General features: G+C 55.3%; 10 protein-coding genes. 7 read left to right on the top strand and 3 right to left on the bottom strand.

What is annotated here, in order from left to right:
* The first annotated feature begins 254 nt into the window (after positions 1-254).
* The 4 genes from ABD971_RS33505 to ABD971_RS33490 all read left to right on the top strand — a co-directional run bounded on the left by ABD971_RS33505 (position 255) and on the right by ABD971_RS33490 (position 8531).
* Positions 255-5666: a bifunctional serine/threonine-protein kinase/formylglycine-generating enzyme family protein gene (locus ABD971_RS33505; RefSeq protein WP_345327997.1), complete on the top strand. Its 5412-nt coding sequence runs from the start codon at positions 255-257 to the stop codon at positions 5664-5666.
* Positions 5667-5794: 128 nt separating this feature from the next.
* On the top strand, positions 5795-6547 hold the full coding sequence (locus ABD971_RS33500) for a hypothetical protein (RefSeq protein ID WP_345327996.1): 753 nt from the start codon (positions 5795-5797) through the stop codon (positions 6545-6547).
* 17 nt (positions 6548-6564) lie between these two features.
* Positions 6565-7914 (top strand): glycosyltransferase, encoded by a 1350-nt coding sequence (locus ABD971_RS33495; protein ID WP_345327995.1) that lies wholly within the window; start codon positions 6565-6567, stop codon positions 7912-7914.
* 14 nt (positions 7915-7928) lie between these two features.
* Entirely contained in the window at positions 7929-8531 is a 603-nt protein-coding gene (locus ABD971_RS33490; protein WP_345327994.1) for a glycosyltransferase family 25 protein, read from the top strand.
* Here the strand turns inward: ABD971_RS33490 and ABD971_RS33485 are convergent.
* The 3 genes from ABD971_RS33485 to ABD971_RS33475 form a co-directional block, all read right to left on the bottom strand.
* Entirely contained in the window at positions 8521-10029 is a 1509-nt protein-coding gene (locus ABD971_RS33485) for a high affinity choline transporter 1 (RefSeq protein ID WP_339936288.1), read from the bottom strand. The two genes, ABD971_RS33490 and ABD971_RS33485, sit on opposite strands and share 11 nt — an antisense overlap.
* 304 nt (positions 10030-10333) lie before the next feature.
* Positions 10334-13090: a serine/threonine protein kinase gene (locus ABD971_RS33480; RefSeq protein WP_345327993.1), complete on the bottom strand. Its 2757-nt coding sequence runs from the start codon at positions 13088-13090 to the stop codon at positions 10334-10336.
* Positions 13087-16518, bottom strand: coding sequence for a serine/threonine protein kinase (locus tag ABD971_RS33475; protein WP_345327992.1), 3432 nt, complete (start codon positions 16516-16518; stop codon positions 13087-13089). Before ABD971_RS33475 ends, ABD971_RS33480 begins: the two co-directional genes overlap by 4 nt.
* 119 nt (positions 16519-16637) lie before the next feature.
* Here ABD971_RS33475 and ABD971_RS33470 point away from each other — a divergent pair, with 119 nt between their 5' ends.
* From ABD971_RS33470 to ABD971_RS33460, 3 genes are read left to right on the top strand one after another with little or no spacing between them, the layout of a single operon-like run.
* Positions 16638-17438, top strand: coding sequence for an FHA domain-containing protein (locus ABD971_RS33470; RefSeq protein ID WP_345327991.1), 801 nt, complete (start codon positions 16638-16640; stop codon positions 17436-17438).
* On the top strand, positions 17435-19123 hold the full coding sequence (locus tag ABD971_RS33465; protein WP_345327990.1) for an FHA domain-containing protein: 1689 nt from the start codon (positions 17435-17437) through the stop codon (positions 19121-19123). Before ABD971_RS33470 ends, ABD971_RS33465 begins: the two co-directional genes overlap by 4 nt.
* 12 nt (positions 19124-19135) lie before the next feature.
* Positions 19136-20365 carry a hypothetical protein gene (locus tag ABD971_RS33460; protein ID WP_345327989.1) on the top strand — a complete coding sequence of 410 codons (1230 nt, stop codon included), beginning with the start codon at positions 19136-19138 and terminating at the stop codon, positions 20363-20365.
* Positions 20366-20392: the final 27 nt, after the last annotated feature.

Here is a 20392-nt window from a genome sequence, read left to right as displayed (position 1 = left end):
ACCATGACCAATCGAAGCACGCATGGGGAAATTCCCCAGCATTCTTCCTCGAGATTCGTCCCCAGTGTGGCTGTGCTGCCAGTCTCGAAACAAAACAATTTTTGCTACAATCGCGGCGGGGCACGTAATCAATGACTCTGTGGCGAGGACTCGACCGGAAAAAACGTCGGAAGATCAAGTCGCTGATCGCAATGAACACGATCCTCGGGTGGTGACGATGTTTGCATTGGCGAGTTTCTCTGGAAAGCAAATACGTGGATCCCAAGAAAACGAAAAATAGCGAATCGCTCACCTTCGAATTTTTGGGAACCGAGTCAGGTCCACCGATCGAGGAAGTGCCTGAACAAATCGAAGAATTTGTGATTCGAGAAGTGCTGGGGCGAGGCGGATTTGGAACGGTGTTTCTTGCCTATGACACGACGCTACAGCGCGACGTGGCACTCAAAATCCCCCATCATTCACTGGTCTCGAAATCCGCGACGGTCAATCTATATTTACGCGAAGCCCGCGCGATCGCCAGCTTAGACCATCCCAATATCATTCCGGTCTATCGCGCGGCAACGGCGGCGAAGATTGCCTGCTACATCGTGACCAAGCGAATTCGCGGCTGCGATTTGTCGCAATGGGCAACCCGACAACACCCCAGCTACGAAGCGATCGCAACCTTGCTCGCTCAAGTTGCCGACGCGATTGCTTTTGCACATCAACACGGCGTCGTACATCGCGACATCAAACCCAGCAATATTTTGATTGATGAACAAGGGCGTCCCTACGTTGCTGACTTTGGATTGGCGTTACGAGATGTCGATCCGCGTGGCGGCCCGGCCTATGTAGGAACTCCTGCCTACATGAGTCCCGAACAAGCACGCGGCGAGGGACACCGTGTCGATGGCCGATCGGATCTGTATTCGATCGGCGTCGTGATGTACGAACTGCTCACCGGCCAGCGACCATTTCAATCCACGGTCGCCGATGGGTTGTATGACGAAATTTTGTATAGCGAACCGACACCCCCGCGGCAAATCGACGCCAACATTCCCAGCGAACTTTCTCGAATCTGTCTGAAAGGATTATCCAAATCAATCAGCGAGCGTTACCCAACGGGCGAAGCGTTTGCCAACGATCTTAGACAATGGCTTGCCCCGCGAGAGTCGATGGACACCACACGCCGGGAAACGCTTCACAGCACGCTGGTGCAGGGCATTCCGGCAATCGGAACCGATTTGACAAGCCCCAATACGCCGCCGCTGCCACAAGTGGTTCCGAAGGGATTGAGACCGTTTGATACTCGGGATGCCGATTTCTTTCTGCAACTATTGCCAGGCCCACGTGACCGTGACGGCGTTCCGGAAATCATCCGCTTTTGGCTCTCGAAATTTGAAACGCATTCCGATGCGAATCCTGTGTCCGTCGGTGTGATTTACGGCCCGAGCGGTTGCGGAAAAACCTCGCTCGTTCGCGCCGGCATCATCCCACGATTGCCCGACGATGTCATTTCGATTTACGTCCAAGCGACGGCCGAGGACACCGAACGAACCCTGCACGACCAGATCATTTCAAGATTGTCGCTGATTCGCGATCCGGCGAATGATCCGCAGCAGGATGTGGTTGAGTCGTTTGCGATGATCCGGCGTCTACAGCGTCGCCGCGTGGTGATCTTTATCGACCAGTTCGAGCAATGGTTGTTTGCCAACCCCGATGGTTCTCGCGCCGCATTGGTCCAGGCGTTGCGGCAATGTGATGGTGAATACTTGCAGTGCGTGTTGATGGTTCGCGACGATTTTTGGATGGGGGTCACACGGTTGATGCAAGCCCTTGACTACACGATTGCCGAAAACGTCAACGCGACCGCCGTGGACCTGTTCGACGAGTCGCATGCACGAAACGTGTTGGCATTGTTCGGCGCCGCGTACCAGAAACTGCCTGAAAATCGCGAGCAATTATCGCCAAGCCAAAATGAGTTTTTGGACCAGGCGGTTCAGTACTTGGCCGCCGGCGGCCGTGTTATCTGTGTGCAATTAGCCTTGCTGACCGAAATGTTAAAGAATCGATCTTGGGATCACGCCGAAGGGCTATTTGACGACGGTGGTGCCGGGCTTGGCATGCGTTTTCTAGATGAAACGTTTGATAGCGAGCTGGCTCGACGACGAACTCGGATTCATGCCGAGGGGGCCCATCGCGTGCTGCGCGCCCTGCTGCCCGAAGCCACCTCGCGGATCAAAGGCTCGGTTCGCAGCAAAGAAGAACTTGCGCAAGCCGCATCGTATCGCGAGAAAAGTTCATTTCGGGAACTGCTGGCGATCTTGGACCGCGAAATGCATCTGATCACTCCCACCGACCGCATAGCAACGGACAGCCTAAGCAGCGACCTGCAAAGTGCGACCGACTCAAGCAATGCGAGCGACAGTGGGGATTCCGCAGAACCGGGCAGTTCCGAAAACAGGTCCGGCGGGTACCAATTGACGCATGACTTTCTGATCGCCCCGATCCGGCAATGGATCGAGTACCGAAACCGTTCGACGAAAAAGGGCAAAGCCCGTTTGCGATTGGAAGAGTTTTCGGATCTGTATCGTGTTCGTCCGTTACCACAATCGCTGCCAACGCTTGGCGAATATTTGACGATTCGCCGATACACCGACTTGCATCGCTGCAATGCCCCGCAGCAAAAAATGATGAAGGCGGCAAAAAAGCGACACCTGACAAACGTGGCACTATGGTCGCTTGCAATCATGACGCTCTTGACGATCGTGTTCTCGGGCTACCAATGGCTGCATCATCGTAACGAAGTCAACGCCAGCCGAATGGCGATGGAGCGGTTGTTGGACGCCAAAATGAACGATGCGGTTTTATTGGCAACCTCGCTGCACGATTCGGATTTCGCGACCGAGGATGCCGCTCGCATAATCAATGACGAACAGACACTGATACCGGATCGAGTCCGCGCGGCACTCGTGCTCGCCGATTCCAATCCCAAGGCCGCCGACCTGCTCGCCAACTATGTGCTCGAGGCACCGGTGGACGAGGTGGTCACGATCGCCAAAAACTATGTTCACGCAAACTGTATCGGTGAGAAATCCTTTGCCGACATCTGGTCCACGCAACTTGCGTCGCGAGACAAATTGATTCGCGCCGCATGTATGCTGGCCAATGATCCGTCACGACGAGATCAATTGCGAAACAAAGTCAATTTGACTCGATTGATGAAGCTTTTGCTGAACGAGAATCCGCTGTGGATTCAGCGTTGGGGCGACGCCTTCAAACCGATTGGCCAAGACTTGGTTCCGTTATTGGATTCGCACCTGGATGACAAAACACGGAAACACGACTCGGTTAACGCGGCTAATTTATTGGTGGCATTCGCCGCAAACGACTTGCCCAGGCTTGTTGCTCACCTGCCCTACGCGTTTCCTTCCGAAATGGTCGCCTACACCGATGCAATCGCAAAATATGGTGACAAAGGGCGTCAAGCTGTCGAGGCACGATGGCGAACCGAAGTGGCCGAACAGCCTCCTTCGATTGACGTCACTCAACCATGGGGGTCACCGTGGTGGTGCGTTGGCAAACGCGATGCGGTCTCAGGACTTGCTCCCCGAGAATTGAGCAAAACCCTGGACGAGCGACTTCGTCGGTGCGAAGCGGCAATCGGATCGCATGCGATCGTTTTGCATAAAGTCGCCGACACCGAGGCTCAGCCCCTGATCCACGAACTTGCCGAGGCGGGTTACCGGGTCACGGAATTGGTACCCTATACAATAGGATCGCAGCGTTTCTGGGCAATGTTGACATTGCGTGATGGTGCCGAGTCTCGTTACTGCGTCGACGTTTCCGCAGATGAGCTTCGTGACCAGAACAACGCTCATCGAGCCGAGCGTTACTTTCCCGACACGCTGCACGCCTATCGCCAAGGTGACGCTGAAAAATACAGCTGCGTTTGGATAAAGGTTCCCGACGATTCGGGGTTGTTGGACGCTGATCTGTACGTCGACGTTCACCAGGACGTCCATGGCGACGACGGCTGGAGACCGCTGGTTGAGCGTGGGATTAAGATGCCACGCACCAATCTAACGTTTCAAAAATCCGACGGCGAAGATTACTTTGCCTCCATTCGCTGGAAAGTGGACCGACCGCTCGAATTTCGCGAAGCTTGGCGTCAAAATCGCAAATGGCATGACCACCTAAACCACTACGGCCGCGCCAATACGCTAGTGTCGCAACAATTTGACAACCGATTGTTCAGCGATTCCCAGCGTGACATCACCGCGGTGTGGTGGTCCGAATTGCCGGTCGAAGTGCACAACATTTCCTCGCAGCCTAGACGCGAACATCTGCAGCAAACACGTGTCGCGATGGGCAAAGGCTACTATCCCGTCTGCCTCGCAATCGCCTCGACGGCCGACGACGCGACACCGCACTTTGGGTCGCTGTGGTGGCGTCCGCAAACTGCGTTTTCCGAGAAAGTCGACAAGTGCAACCGACTGCAAAATCTGTTAGCTGCGATGTTTAAATTGGGCGATCGGCAACGGATGGCAGCAGCGATGCAGGCCGATTTCTCTGAGGCGACTCGAGGAGCGGTGATCGAATCGTTCGCCGCGTTTGAATTGTCTGCGGACTGGCTGATCGACCATCTCGAAAACATCGACCAAGACGTCATGCTGCGTCGCAGTTGTGCGATGGCATTAGCCATCTATCCGACCGATTCCATTTCCGAATCGCGTCGGGATGACGTGATCGCCCAACTTTCGCATTGGTATGCGGAAAGCTCGGATCCAGGCCTGCGTTCGGCAATCCAGGCGATATCAACCGCCTGGGATGTCGCGTTGGACGTATCGACACCCATCGAATCCCCAGGCGAACTCCGTTCCTTGGCAGGGGACCGGATGGTCGTAATCCAACCCGATGATCTCATCTGGGCCGGATCGCCGGCGACCGAACCAGGACGCGATGGCAGCAAAGAAGCTCAAACCCCTTTTCAACTCGATCGCCGCTACGCCATCGCCACCTGTGAAGTGACGACGGCGCAGTTTCGCCAATTTCGCCCCGAGCATACGTTTGCGTCTCACTATACTCCGAGCGATGACTGTCCTGTGATCGGAGTCAATTGGTTCGACGCGGCAAAATATTGCCGTTGGCTCAGCGAACAGGAAGCGATCCCTGAGTCGCAAATGTGTTACCCGCCGATCGATGAAATCAAACCTGGAATGCATCTTCCCCACGACTATCACAAACGGATTGGTTACCGATTGCCCACCGAAATCGAATGGGAATTTGCCTGTCGTGGCGGATCAAGTCGCGGACGTTGGTTTGGATTCGATTCTCGTCGCTTGCGATGGCATGCGTGGACCGCCGAAAATTCAGATTTCAAAATGCATCCGGTCGCTCGTTTGTTGCCCAACGATTACGGGCTGTTCGATATGCTTGGCAATGCGATGGAGTGGTGCCATGCAGCGTATGAGCCTTATCCGGCGTTTGCAAGTGCTCCCGTTTCCGATCCCGCGATTTCACTGACAACGATTGACAAAGAAACTCGGATGGCGACTCGTGGCGGTGCAATTCTGTACCAACCACTTGATGCACGCGCGGCACAGCGGAATTGGCACTCCGCCTATCTCGACCGCGTCTACCTGTCTTTTCGCATCGCCCGCACGATGCCAAGCGAAGACCGCTGAATTTGGTTGGCGAAAAATTGTAGAATTTGCGAGCGATTCGACCGCACAGCAAACCACTTGGCCAAACCGGGGAATACAATGGCCCGACACGAGGAGCAAAATTGACATCATGACCATCCTCCCTTTTGATGACGAGCCAAGCTATGGATCGAGAACGCTATAGACAATTGCTGTTGGCCGGTACTGTCACGTTTCCGGCAACCTTGCCACGCGTGGCGGAGTTGGCGTTACAGTCAATCGAGCAACTGCCTGTGGCCGATTGCGGCGGAGTCAACCCCGGTGGCGAGTGGTTGTTGGCTACCGAGCGTCCATCGCCACGCGTGACGATCATTCGTAGCGTTTTGGTGACGGAGGTACGTGCCGTGTTTTTACCCAAAAACCCCGCAAATTTCGCTTGGGATAATGGGACATGGTTGCTCGAATCCGAAGTGTTGCCTGGGCTACAAAAGCAACTCAATGACGCCCCTCGCGTGCTCGGCGTGCTGTACGTGCCCGAGTTCAGCCCGACCTTGTTGGAAGTTCACACCGGGATGACTGCCGCCGAGAGTTCCCAATATTATCCGCCGCTTCCTTGCGACCGATCACGAGACCATTACCAGGCAGGCGGGACGAAACGAGCGACGTTGACAGCGCAGGCTCAAACTGGTGCAAGCGGGGTGTTTGCGACGCGACAAGAACATGAAACGCCCTGCGATTCTGACATTCGTTCGGCCCGGACAGTGGGGGACGAGGAACTGAAAGATCCGCATCTCGATGATTTCACGTCCTTGCGGTCCGCATCGCAATCCCAATGCGACGATGGATTTCTAGACCGAAGCAGCGGATCGGTATCGCAATGTGACGATGGATTTTTGGACCGTGTTGATGGCCTCACCCCGTGACGATTCAGGGCGATCTGTTGCCTGCCGTTGACGTGTTGATGCTGTGTCGCCCGCACAGCGAACCGCCACCGGTTGTGGTCGATGCGATCCACCGCCAAAACGATGTCAACGTGCGACTGCATATCGCAACGGGGTGGCCCCACGGCGACGATCGAAATCGGTGGCAAACCATCGCCCGTGCGCGTAATCAAATCAAACAGCGTGCCACCGCCGACTGGGTGATGTTCGTCGACGATGATGTGCTGCTTGATCCGCACTGTATCGCCACGCTCGTTCATCGGCTTGAACGTTCCCCCACGCTGGGCGCGGTGGCCGCGGACTATGACCTTGAAAATCAAACCAGCGCCAATGCCGGCCATGTTGGGATGGGCGCCTGTTTGTTTCGTGGCGAGGTACTCAAGTCCGTTCAATTTCGCTCCACGCCGAACCAATGTGAATGTTCGTGCTGCTGCGAAGATCTGCGTCGACAAGGCATCGGCATTACTTATTGTGGAATCGCAAAAGCGACTCACCTTGGAAAATCCAACCACGTTGCCGCCGCGATGCCGCAGCCCGCTTCAAACCACCATCCGCTCGCCCACTCGCCCTACGTACTCGCAGCGTTTGATCGCCGCGATCTTCAGCGATTTGAACACCAGTTTTTGCGTTCCTTGCGAACCTGGGGAAACGCGTGTCCCGTGATCGCGGTCACTTACGGTTTGTACCCGTCTGAAATTCGGCGTCTTACGCAGTTATCCGATGTCCATGTCGTGGCTCGCCCCAGCAACGGCACCATGGTTCCGGTGCGGCGACTTCACGAATTCGCTGAGATCACGCAGCGTTTGCCAGCCAACGCTGCCGTGGCGTATTGGGATGTCTCGGACGTCGTGTTTCAAACGCGACTCGATTCGCTTTGGCATTCGGTAGCGATGCGTCCCGACGTGGTCCACGCGGTGGTCGAACCTAAGGGTTACCCCCACAACGCCGTGATCCCCGCCTGGTCGTTATCGATCCACGATCCTTGGCACCGAAGCCATGCCTTTGAACTGTTAAAACGCAATCCGTTTTTGAACAGCGGGTTTGCCGCGGGTACCGCCGCGACGCTGTATCGCTATTTTTCCGCAGCCCACCAAATGCGGCAAGGTCCTGAGCTTGCGGGAACCACCGATTGGGGCGACCAAATGGGATTAAATCTCTACTGTCACCAACAACCGCATCGCTGGTACGCCGCGGACGAAGGCTGGAATTACTGCGTCCATGATCGCCGCATCGGTGAAGTCACCGTGTCGCCCGAGGGATTGGTGATCAGCCGCCGCATCGGCAAAATTCCTGTGGTGCATGGCAACGCCCGGTCGCTGCGTCAGTTTGCGATTTTGGTTCATCATTAGAAAGGCAATCCATCATGCATCGATTCATGATTTCGTTGCCCGACGATCCGCATCGTCGTCAATCAGGCTTAAGCAAAATCCAACCTCTGAATTTGCCGTACGAGGTGGTTGACGGCGTCGAAGCGGCCAAATGGCGAACGGATCAGTTGCCGGTATCTGCCAAGACGCTGCAAGAGATGCGAGTTGGCGAGATTGGTTGTTATCTTGCACATCTGCGTGCGCTACGGCGGGTGGTCGATTATCGATTGCCTTGGGCGTGCATCCTGGAAGACGATTTTTGTTTCGAGCCCGATCCCGACTTCGGACTGGTCGAGATCAGCGACGCACTCCCTCGCGAATTTGACTACATCCACTTGCAACGCAACATTGGTCAAAACGGCAAGTTTCGTATCGTGGAAAAGCATGGCCCGTTTCATCGTGTTTGCGAAACGCCGCTGGGTACGGTGGGCTATCTGATCTCGAATCGCTTAGCAAACTACATTCTTAAGACGCACGCTCGATGCGAAACGCCAATTGATCACCTGTATGCCAAACTGTCGCATCAGGGATTATTCTATGCGCCCGCCAAACCACTAGTTGGGGTGCAGCTTGGGCTCGATTCCGCGATCAACCCGTGACTTCGTCTGTCTCGGCCGCTTCGGTTGTCCCCAGCATCCAGCCGACTGCGAAACCAACCGCACTGCAAATCGTCCCCGCCAATTCGTGAGGGATCGGCATTCCGTACGCCTCCAACCACGGTTCGAAAAACACCTCCCATCCCAACAACATGTGCAGCGACCAGACCGTGATTCCGAACAACATCGCAAGCTTGGCGGCAAGCGATGGGATATTCTCGAATCTCAATCCAATCAAAAACGGCACCACTAAACTGACGAGCGCCATCGAGTAGGACCCTTGAACCAATTCGTAGGCGCCCTCCCCACGATAGGCCAACCATGCCGAGGCTGCGGTCACCAATACGATTGCCCCACGCTGCAATCGCAACAATCCTTTTTCGCTGGGAGGCGTCGAACGCGTCCGCCGCCATAACGGTTCGACCAAGTTGTGGGCCATCACCGCCGACGGTGCCATCACGGCACTGACGATCGTCGAAAGCACTGCCGACACAATCGCGAGAAAGAAGACAAGCAGCAACACCGGATTGAGCAACTTGCTGGCGACCAGGATCACCACGCCATCGAGTTCGCCGTCGGTACGAGGCAACAACAAGTGGGCAGCCATTCCCGTGCCCACCGGCAAGACGCCCATCAACAAATAGCCCGCTGCAGCCCACAAACAAGCTCGCGAGGCGACTTGGTCGCTCTTGGCCGAAAAAATTCGCTGCATCAAATCTTGCATTGGCAAATTCCCCAGCGCCCCGATCGCCAACGCGCTGATCGCGACCATCGTGTCACGCCAAAAGGTCGGCGGGTCGGCAATCCGCCAGCGTGATTCGTCGATTTCGGTTTGCATCACCGAAACCCCTTCGATCATCGATCCGTCGCCCAAGTGAACCAAAATCGCATGTCCAAGTAGCAGCAGACCGAGCAAGATGAACGACATCTGAATCGCGTCGGTCCACGTGATCGTCCACATCCCGCCAAGCAACGTGTAGCCCGTTCCGATCGTCGCCACCGCCAAGATGCCCCATTCACGGGGAATCCCAAAGAACACATCAAGCAATTGCGCGAGGGCAAAAAACTGGGCGGCTACCCAGCCAAAATAACTGGGCACGATGATCAGCGACGACATGATCTCGGCCGTTTTTCCAAACCGGCGGAAAAAGAAGTCGGGTACGGTCAAAATTCCCATCCGCCACATTGGCGCGGCGACAAACAAACCGGCTAGCAGCAAACAACCCGCGATCCCAATCGGATCGAGCATCGCCTTGCGAAGTCCCTCGTTACCGACCTCGTCCGCCGTCGTCATCAGCGATTCGGCACCAAACCACGTCGCAATAATCGTGATCGTGGCCAGCGACGTGGGCAGTCGACGGCCTGCGAGTACAAAATCCTCAACGTTGCGGACGCGGCGTTGGGCGATAAAGCCAACCACGTACATGGCGATCAGATAAACGATCAAGGCACCCAAAAACAGAGAGTACATCCCTGAGGGCAGCGCAGAGGATTCAGGCATAGGCGTAGGAAGGCGAAAGGATCCCGAGACCGGCTCAAATTTGTCGCGACATATTAGCGAAATCTGTCCCGCTGCCGACCCCAAAAACACCAGAAAACGACGAAAGATTCCCGCCACGACGATCGAATCGTCCGAGCGGCGATTTCCAGGACCATGACGCTCCTATTTTAGCCATGCGAGACGCAATTTCGGCTACAAAATCACCCCAATTTTCCGCGGCAACGTGAGCTCGGGTCCATCGCGGTGTGCGGGACGCCAACCCGCAGTTCCGCGTTTTCGTTGACCACAATGATCGATGGCGAGTTCATTCTTGCATCAGAATCGCATCGAGGTTGTTGCGATCGGTGAACTCGCGAAGATCGGCTACGAAATCTTCGACCGAGACGTAAACGTGATTCGGTCGGTGCTGTAGCGGGTGCAAGACAAGTTTGTGATCCGCACGCTGAACGAAGTGAGAATGGTCCGCTGTCGCCAACCCTCGCACGTACCGAATCGATGGGATCAGTGGCAATGAGTGCAGTGAAACCAACTCAGACGGCGTCCCATCCTCGGACGCAGCAACCGACACCACTTCCAACTGGTCGCGATCGATGCACACCAGACGCCCCGTGATGGAATCCGGAAAGACGTCACTCAACTTATCCCCCGTTTCCATCCCCGTGCCCATGCCCATCCCGCCGCCAGTCATGGACATCGCCATCGCCTCTTGGCGGACAAGTGGTGATGAACCGACACCAACTCCATCGGGCATCCGCCACAAACGAATCGGTAGGGTTTGATTTCGGTTGATCATCGCTTTCGCATCATGCGTCTGCAGTGACACAGGTTCGACCGACACGGCTTGTTCTTTCACCGTCCCAATCGCGGTGCCCTCTGAAAAGAACAGCGAAGTCAAGTTCCACGCCGAATCAACGTTCCCGAGCTCAAAGGTGTGAACCATCGGCAGAGCGTCTTCGGAACGAAAGTCAATGCAAACAATTTCCAACTGCGGCGTGGAAGCGTTAGAGAAAAGTGCAAACGCCAGCGTCGAGTAGGGATTACATTGTGTTTCCAACAACATGATTGCGTTACGGGTGCGGGCGTCTGCGTCAGACTCGGCTTCACGTTGCCAAACAAACGTGTTTGTTTGAAGGTCGAGCAAGCCAATCGAGTCTCCGTTTTGCGACGAGACCAACGCATACAGATTTCTTCCGGCAAACCGCATCGCGTTCACGTTCTGAGATAGCCGATGATCGTGTTTGATTTGAATCAGATCGTCTGTGACATGATAGGTCGTGATCCGCTGCGAGCTGCCCTTGTGGTCCCAGCCGATGGCAATGTCATTCCCATCGGCGGAAATCGCGGCCGCTGTGATCTCTGATCTAGCGTTGCGTATTTCGTCGGGTGCAGGCAGAGGAACAACCCGATGGCTTGCCTTATTGATCCAGACGCCGTGGCCCCCTCGTGAAAACGCGGCCAACGCAGCGGCACTGGGACTCGAGACCACTTTTTCGACGTCGAACGGGATATCGAACGTCTGAGTGCGAGGCGTCACGCTTCCCTGAAACGCGATCATCGAGAGATGGTGATACAGGAACCCACGGAAATCGTCGTGAACTGCGGAAAGCGATAGTTCCATTTCGTCCCAGTTCGAGGCTTGCATCGAGGCAATGGCGGCATCAATCGCTTCGTGGCTTTCATTGGCAGCGATCTGTTTCGTGAAACTTTGTAATCGTGACCGCTCGGCGGTGGATTGTTCGCTGAGTGACTTTAACCGAATGTTGGCTGCCTTTGATTTGATAATCGACATATGCAGGGCATGCATTTTCTGCTTGGCATCCGCCTCGAGTTTCTTGGATTTCTCGACCATCGCCAACCGTTCGAGCTGAATCGCTTCGGCGTTGTTTCGCAACTGGATTGAAAGCGATTCGGCACGCTGCACCGCCGCTTGCCGCAGTCGTAGCGTCTCGATCAACACGGTCAGTTCTCTTTCGCTCTTTCGCAACGCATTGGATTCGAGATTGAGTTGGGTCTCGCTTTGAATCAACCGCTTGCTTTGCAGGTTGGCCGATCGCCAATTGGCAGTCACCAGCAAAATAGCTGACACAAGCACCGACACAAAAAGCCCACTCAAGACTCGCATCGTCGGATTGCGTTTGCCCCACAATCGCCATCGTTCCCATTGATTGGATGCTTTGGCCAGCAAGGGACGATTGTCTAAATAATGGCTCAAATCCTCGGCAAATGCGGCAGCGGTTTGGTAGCGATCCCTTGGGTCATGGCAAGTCGCTTTGTCAACAATCGACTGCATCCGCGGATTGCTGTAATACCCCAGTGAAACAAGCGGCGGTGGACCACGATGGACGACCGCGTCAAGAATCGATGCGGGCGTTCCGCTAAAAGGGCAACTCCCGGTCAACCGATCAATCAACAACATTCCCAACGAGTAAACGTCCGCAGCAACGCTTGCGGGCGACAGTCCCGCTGCGCATTCCGGCGCCATGTAGGCGGGAGTGCCGTTGATCTCAATGTCATCCGAGGCGACGTGATCATCGCCAACCGCAACGCCGGAATCGGTCAAAAGACGGGCGCTACCGAAGTCACAGAGGTACGGTTCTCCATCTGCATCAACCAACACATTCTCGGGTTTGATATCGCCGTGAGCCCAGCCTTGTTCGTGAATGTAATGAACCGCTAACGCCAATTTCCGCATTCGCGACACCTGCTCGCGTTCGCTCGTGCGAGTCGATTCGGCAGCCCAATCACTTCCCTCAATCGCCTGCTGGACCAATCCCATCGCCGATTGCGTCTCGAAAAAGTCATAAGCGGCGACAATGTGCGGATGCCGCAATCGACACGCCAGATCGACTTCACGTCTCGCTCGTCGACGAGTATCGGAATCAAAGTTGACGCTTGCCGCGACCGCGTCGGTTCTGGACGTTCGAATCTGAATCAGTTTAATGGCGACTTCGCGATGCAATTCCTGATCCTTGGCCAACACGACATGGGCAGTACGCCCGGTCCCCAATTTGCGGTTGAATTGGAATCGCGATGGCAGCTCGATTTTGACAATGTTGCTCACGGATCCGCCTCCGCATTCGGCTCGCCCACTGGATCCCGCACCGCCACAGGAACAAGATGTTCCATATCGACAAACTCGATCGAGTTGGAATTTTTGCGAAACAAATAGCGAGCGTCCGCTGTCAATTGCATCGATTCGCCGAATCCTTCGTGATCTAGCGATGCAATTGCATGGAAATCATCTTTGCCAACTTCGCCAAACATCAGTTCACCTTCGTCGGCATAACAGGTAACCCAGCGAAGTGTCGGGGCAAAGCGGTGGATCGGTATTTCGGATTGCCAGACTAAAGGGCCTCGAAGTCGGTTGATCGTTGCGGAATCGACCACTAAAACGCTGCTGCCGATACGATTGCGAGTAGCAAGGACGCCAGCATCCTCGGTCATCGGTTCGGATATTTCGGAAGGAACAATCCATGTCGATCGCGAACTTCCCGACCGCTCTCGAAGCGAGAGCGAACTCGCACCGATCTGCCCCCGGTTCAACGTCCACCAATCCTGACTGGTGACAAACACTTTCGTTGGCAAGATCGTATTTGGGTCTCGATTGGAGATTGGCACCATGATGGTCATGATCTCATTGTGGGGGGCTTTGACGGGCAACCCCGGACGCGGTCTGGTACGCAGCCCAATTTGATAACTTGCCATGATGGCGAGGTGATGTTTTCCGGACTCGGAATAGACATCACAGATGGACGGTGTCTCGATCCGATCAATCTCTGCAGAGCCCCACGCTTGACTTCGGTCGTTAAGAAATCGTTGTAGCGAACGTCTCACAGAAGCGTCGTTGTACCGCTCCCAAATCACTCCCGGTTTGTCGCCATTCATTCGCATCAAACGGAACGTATCAAACCACTCGTTCGCATGACGATCAATCAAGGGGCCCTCTAATTTGCGTTGTTCTTCGGCACGTTTGATTCGTTGCAATCGAGCGGCGACTCGGTAATTGACCGCGGATCCTGACTGCAGCAACTCGTAGGGGTTCGAAACACTGACGGCCGCGTAGACCGTCCCATGCCGCGGATGAACGATCATCTGATCGATACTCCACAATGAATTCGCGGGTGGAGATACCGCGTACAGCAATTCCTCAAAAGGCTGCTGATTTGCCACCGTCGTCCATCGTGGAATGCGGCCCGCCGATGCAAGCGTCAGCGATCCAAGTTGTTCGCTGAAGCATACATCGTTGACCGACCCAATCTCGCCGATGTCGACCGCCGACGCCGAGGCAAAATCGATCATCAACAACTTCGTCGTCGACTGCGCCGCCTGAAACAACAAAAACTTGTCAGGCGAATCGGTGGCGACCAAGTGCCATTCCGGCGTCCCAAAATCGTTTCCCAATAGAGACAAGTCGATTGTGTGAACTTTGATTTTCGCTTGCCGTTGATCGACAAGCGAGGACAGAACCCCCGTTTCCCAGCCCTGAAGCGATTCGGGGATTTCATTCAGTTTGCGTCTCGCTTCCTCAAAACTCTCTGATTCGATCGCGTGCCGAACCCCTTGCAACCGTTCCTTTAGCAATTGGTCCGCTTCGCTTCGCAAACGCATGGCAACCAACGCCTGTTTTGTTTCCGAGACGGTGGTCGCGGTGCCTGCGATCTCCTGATGAAGTTCTGCGATTTTCGTCTCTTCCGCTTTCAGCGATTCAGTCGTTTGGATCACCAATGCGGTATTTCGCTGAGTCTGCTGAATGGCTTGATTCAATTGCAGCGACTCGTATTCAAAGGTCGCGCGCTGCTTCTCAGCCATAGCTTGGGCTGCCTGAGCTCGTCGCGTCGCGGTTTCAATTTCGCGCAATCGTCGCTGCAAATCAGTCTGTACTTGCTGACGCTGTTGCACTAATGCTGCGGCGTCCTGTTCACGCTCTGTGGCTTCCGCCATGGTTCGTCGTGCCGATAACCAACCGATGCTGCTGATCAGAACGCCGAACAACAGCACGACCGCGACGGCGGCGGCAAACTTGGCCTCGGCGGGATTGCGACGGCACCAACCTGAGAATCGTTCGCGAACCGAAAGGGGGCGTGCACGTACCGGCAAGTCGTGCAAAAACAGCTTTAACTCATGTGCAAATTCCCCGCAACTGGCGTAACGTTTGGCGGGTTCGTAGGCCATCGCGCGTTGACAAATCGCGACCAAGTTCAAATCAACTTGCGGATTTAGCTGTAAAATCGGCGTCGGTGCACTGTGGATCGCCATCTGCAACACGGCTGCGGAATTGCCTGAAAACGGAGACTGCCCAGTCAGCAAAAAGTACAGACAAGCGGCCAGCGAATACTGGTCCGTCGCCGGACCAATCGCGGCAATGTCCCCCCGCGCCTGCTCAGGCGGCATGTAGGCGGGCGTTCCCAACACCGAACCGTCGATCGTTAACGCCGAATCAAAATCGAGTCGCTTGGCCAACCCAAAATCCAGCAACTGAGGCTCGCCTTTGCTATCGATGATAATGTTCAGGGGTTTGACATCGCGATGCACGATCTCGTGTCGATGAGCATAGTCGAGAGCCAACGCGAGTTTACGAATGCACTCGGCCGCCTCACGCTGTGACGGCATTTTCGTTGCCGCAAATTCGTCCAGTGTTGGCCCTGGGACATATTCCGTGGCAATGAAGTGTTGTCCGCCGACTCGCCCCGCATTCAGGACCGCGACGATATTGGGATGCCGCAATGCCGCGGCCGCTCTCGCTTCGGTGATAAACCGTGCCGCCCGCTTTTTATCGCGGGATTCAAAATGAGGCAATTTAAGGGCGACACTGCGCGATGTGTGCGTGTCACGGCAAAGCCAAACCGTTCCAAACGCCCCTTCGCCGATCACGCGATCAAGCTGATAACGCCCGAGTTGCTGAGGCAATTTGGACACGTCGTTGGACGCCGGTAATGCCGTTACTGGCGATCCCTGGACTGACGCCACTGGGCGATGCTCGGCTGACGTTGTCGAGGGACGCGTCAGCACGGCGGCAAGCTGGTTTCCGGCGGCGACGGGGCGGGCTCGATTGGCGTAAAACAACCGTTGGCAGGTGGGACAACCTACCTTTTTCCCAATCAACGATGCGTCAATCTGAGCAGACGATTCGCAGGCCGGGCATTCGGTTTGAAGCTCTATCGCCAAGAGATCGCCTCGAAAACAGTGAAAAGTGTCGCTATCGCCGGTGCACGAAATTGCCGGTGCACGAAATTGCCGGTGCACGAAATCGCCGGTGCCGTGGATCGGGTGCAGCGCGTCCACCCCAACCGTCGCTACCGTCGCCAGACGCTGGAAATACAGCGAAGCACTCCACGCTCTGGCGAGTATTGCTACGGCGAAATTGACTTTCTTTGAGAGCCGCAGGTAATGCTCCAGATGCCACGATGGAAAACACGCCAACGCATCATTAGCCCCCACGACATCATCGCACAGTGTTAAACTATCATAATCGTAGTCTCGCGGAGTCACCGAATGTGCGATTTTGCCCTGACGACGGTTCCCCTTTTCTGTGCGACGATCTCGATATCTGATCCTCATAAATCAGTTCAGCTCGCCGCCTTGTCTCGATTCCCCCGCTGAGCTTCACCATGCCTGTCTGTCCAAAGTGCAAACGCTGGATCGAGCTTGGGCAACGATGTCTCGAGTGTGGCACGGTCGATGCCCAGATGACGGCAATTGATATTCATATTGCAAATGCCCCCAGCCCAGCAAATATCTCCAGCACGCGGCCACTGCTACCCGAACGGCGTGTCCCCACACCACTGCTGATCGCGTTGGACGATGACAGCGAAACCGACGGGGAAGTGTTGCGGCTGCGAAAGGCCGAAACGACGCTCGGCCGCCGCCAAGCCGATTGGTGCTTCGCCAACGATGCCGACATTTCCTCGCTACACGCCAAAATCCAGCGGACCAGCGATTCCAACGGCGGCTATCTTTGGCAACTAGTCGATCAACAAAGTACCAATGGCACCTTTATCCGCAAACCGATCATTCACCTTGCCCCTGACGACTCGTTCATGATTGGCGGAGTTGGGTTCCGTTGGGAACGCACGCAGGGGACACCACCCCAATTTCAGCTGATAGAAATTGGCAGCTTGTCGTACGAGATCACCATCCCAACCGGAAAACGGTTGCAAATTGGCCGTGATCCTTCGTCCGCGGATATCGTGTTGAATCACATCACGATTGATCCGCTTCACGCGGTGCTGAGTGAAACCAGCAGCGGCTGGATTCTCGAAGATCAGAACAGCCGCAACGGGGTGTGGCACCGAGTCACCTCGGCAACGCTACGATCCGGTTCCACTTTCATCCTCGGAGAACAGCGTTTTGTATTTCGCTTGCCTGGTGACCCCGCCGCCAACTTCAATCGCCACAGGATAATGCCATGACTCGGCACGAATCGACGACGTGGACAATTGGCAGCGACCGCAACTGCAGCATTGTCGTGAACTCGCCCGACGTCAAGCCATTGCACTGCGAAGTCCGCCATCACAATGGCGTCTTCACAGTGCTGCCGCGTCAAGGCCGCGTGGGCATCGCCGGCCGACAATCTGCGATCGATTTCATCGACCAACCACGACGCATCCTCGCGGCTGAGCGACTCTATTTAACCGAATCGATCCTGTTGCCTTGGCCCAGCGAGCAGGGAGCCGACGCCGTGCTGAGCGTCGGCCGAGCATCGGATTGTGATCTGACCCTGGATCATCCCGAGATTTCCGGACGACATGCGATATTGATCGTTGGCAGAAGTGGGACTTGTGTTCTGCGAGACACTCAAAGCCGCAATGGATTGTTTGTCGATGCCGACTTCAGAAAACGAATCAACGCCTGTTTGCTAAGCCCGAACCAGACGGTTTACCTCGGCTCGCGTCCGATTGCGACTGAAAAATTCTTTCAGCTGACGAATTCGAGTTTGAATGATTCGAGTCGGAGTCAGAACCGGCTGGCTGCGTCCCTCAGTGCGGATCCGAATCGTCGCCGCACTTGGATTCAATCATTCGCGTGGCTCCCTGTGTTGTTGCCAGTTTTGTTAGCGATCTATTTATTATCGACCTCGTTCTCAGGAACGGAGTCGGTGACGACAAAGCCAAACGCTGACATCCTGGAACCGATTACGGCTGCTGTTCCGGACGAATCCGCCGAGAACACGGTCGATTCCACACCCCAAACCGCTGAAGCCCCGTCCTCTGAATCCGTGACTCCCGTTAACACTGCTGCGGTACCTCCGGTCACGTCGCCCCTAATCACGCCGCCACTGGATGACGCAGAGGAGTCGGCCTTTACCATCGACGATTGTGTCTACTGGGTGTTGATCCTGAACGAGGAGACGCACAGTTATTTTCGGCTCGGAACCGCCGTTGCAACCGATGACCATCTTTTGTCCACGACGGGATCGATCGTGCACAGCATCTCGATGATGCAGCAAAACGGTTACTCGCATCCCAAAGTGGTACACATCGCGACGATGCAAGAGTACGCGATCACGGCGTCCGGCGTGCTTGCCGAATTTGATAAACGGGTTCAGACGTCTGACTTGCTTCGCCAACAATACATCCAGCAAAACGAGGCGGCAAAAGCGAGTGGCGATGCGGCAAACTCATCAGGAAACCCTTTGCTCCAACAAGCCGCTCGGCTTGTGAATTTAGCCATGACCGCCGCTGCGTCAGCGGATGTCGGCTGGCTGCGAATCCGCAAGTCCATTCCCCACGTCGCACTCGAAAACGAGCGATCGGTGCGGCCCGGATTGGCCGTGGATCTGCTGAATTCGGGGTTTGATCACGAGGATCCGTTTTTTGATTCGTCCGAAAAAGCGAATTTGGATTGGCTTGCCTTACGCGTCCTCGGGCAAGACCCTGAGTATGATGGGATTGCCGGATCGCTACGAATCAAAGCGACCGCCGAGCAAGTTCAGGGCTTGAATTTGCTTGGTGCTCCGGTCGTGCGAGACGCAGCGTTATTGGGGTTGGTTGCTTATCAAGCACCGCCCGACGAAGACTCAGCGGTTATACTCGAAGTGGTAACGGCGAAGACGATGGCCGCAGCGATCCCGGCGGCCCCCGAGTCTACTCCTTAGGAAATCCTGCTCATGCGATTCACGCTTCTCTTTCTGTTGGCTGGCATCGGTGTAACACAAACATGCCCGAGTGCATCGGCCCAAATCGTGATCCGAAACAATTCCAGTGACACGATCAGCAACCGAGTCAATGCGCAAGCGAACTTGATGAAAGCCGATGGCGAACGGACCCGAAGCCTTGCCGAGGCTAGATTGTTGTTCGCGAAGTCGGAGATCAAATTGGTCGAAGCGGCTTCGAAGAAAGTCGACTTAAAACTGAAAGTCATGCAGAACTATTGGAATATGCAGGAAGAGTATGACGTTCGCAAATGGAACAAGCTGGCAGCGGACATCGAAAACCGTCGCAAGCCGATGGTCGAGCAGCGGGCACGCGTGGCGTCGCTATTTGACCGCGCATTCAGCGATCCCGCCAATTCACGATACGCCGTGCGAAACGGCAATCTGTTCAACTTTTTGCTCGACCAGATCAATGCTCAGCAAAATGGTTTCCTTTCGGGCGGGGATTTGTCACCGGGGATTTCCGCCAATTTACCACTGTTGAGCGACGAGACGCTCGCAGCCCTGCAAGTGCAAACGCCCGCATCCGGGGGAGCCATCGCCCTCTCACTGACCAGCCCGCTTCCCGATCTATTCAAAACCTGGCCGTTTCTGTTCCGCGATCCTGAATTTACAGTCGAGCGAGACAAAATGACCGAACTCGCCGAACAGATGCTGGGTCGCGAAGTGACGCCAGAACAACAGTTTGCACTTTCAAAACAATTTGCCACGGCGTTTGAAGCGATCTCGTCGAAATTCTACCATCGCTATCCGCCAAACAAACGCAAAGGCTTGTCGCTTGCCGAGTGGCGACGGATCAACGATGCCGAGGCTTTTCTGCGACGCGTCAATCAAACCGTGATGCAGGCAGCGGACACCGATGTCAATGCGATCCAGCGTAGGGCCTACACCGAAGCCTACCCGCCCGAACAACGCAACATCGCCACGCTGAGCAAATTCATGCTGCAAAATGGAATCGAATTTGGCAAAGCCAAACCGGGAACCGAATTTGTCTACGACCAAATCGCTCCCCAGTTTCGCGAACTGTTGGCACTACTGGAAATCAGTCCAGACGAAGAATGGATCGCCGATGCAATCGTCAACATGGATTTGGCGAAAGAGGTTCGCGACGAACCCGCACCCAAGCCACCCCAGGACGCGGCCAACGACGACAACGCAAACAAGGCCGACGCGAAGGATGAATAATCGCTTGCAACTCAGTGACGCAGTGAA

Source organism: Novipirellula rosea (assembly GCF_039541335.1).
GTDB classification, from domain to species: Bacteria; Planctomycetota; Planctomycetia; order Pirellulales; family Pirellulaceae; genus Novipirellula; species Novipirellula rosea.
The sequence above is the reverse complement of the archived record's forward strand: the minus strand, read 5'-3'. Positions and strand labels throughout refer to the sequence as shown.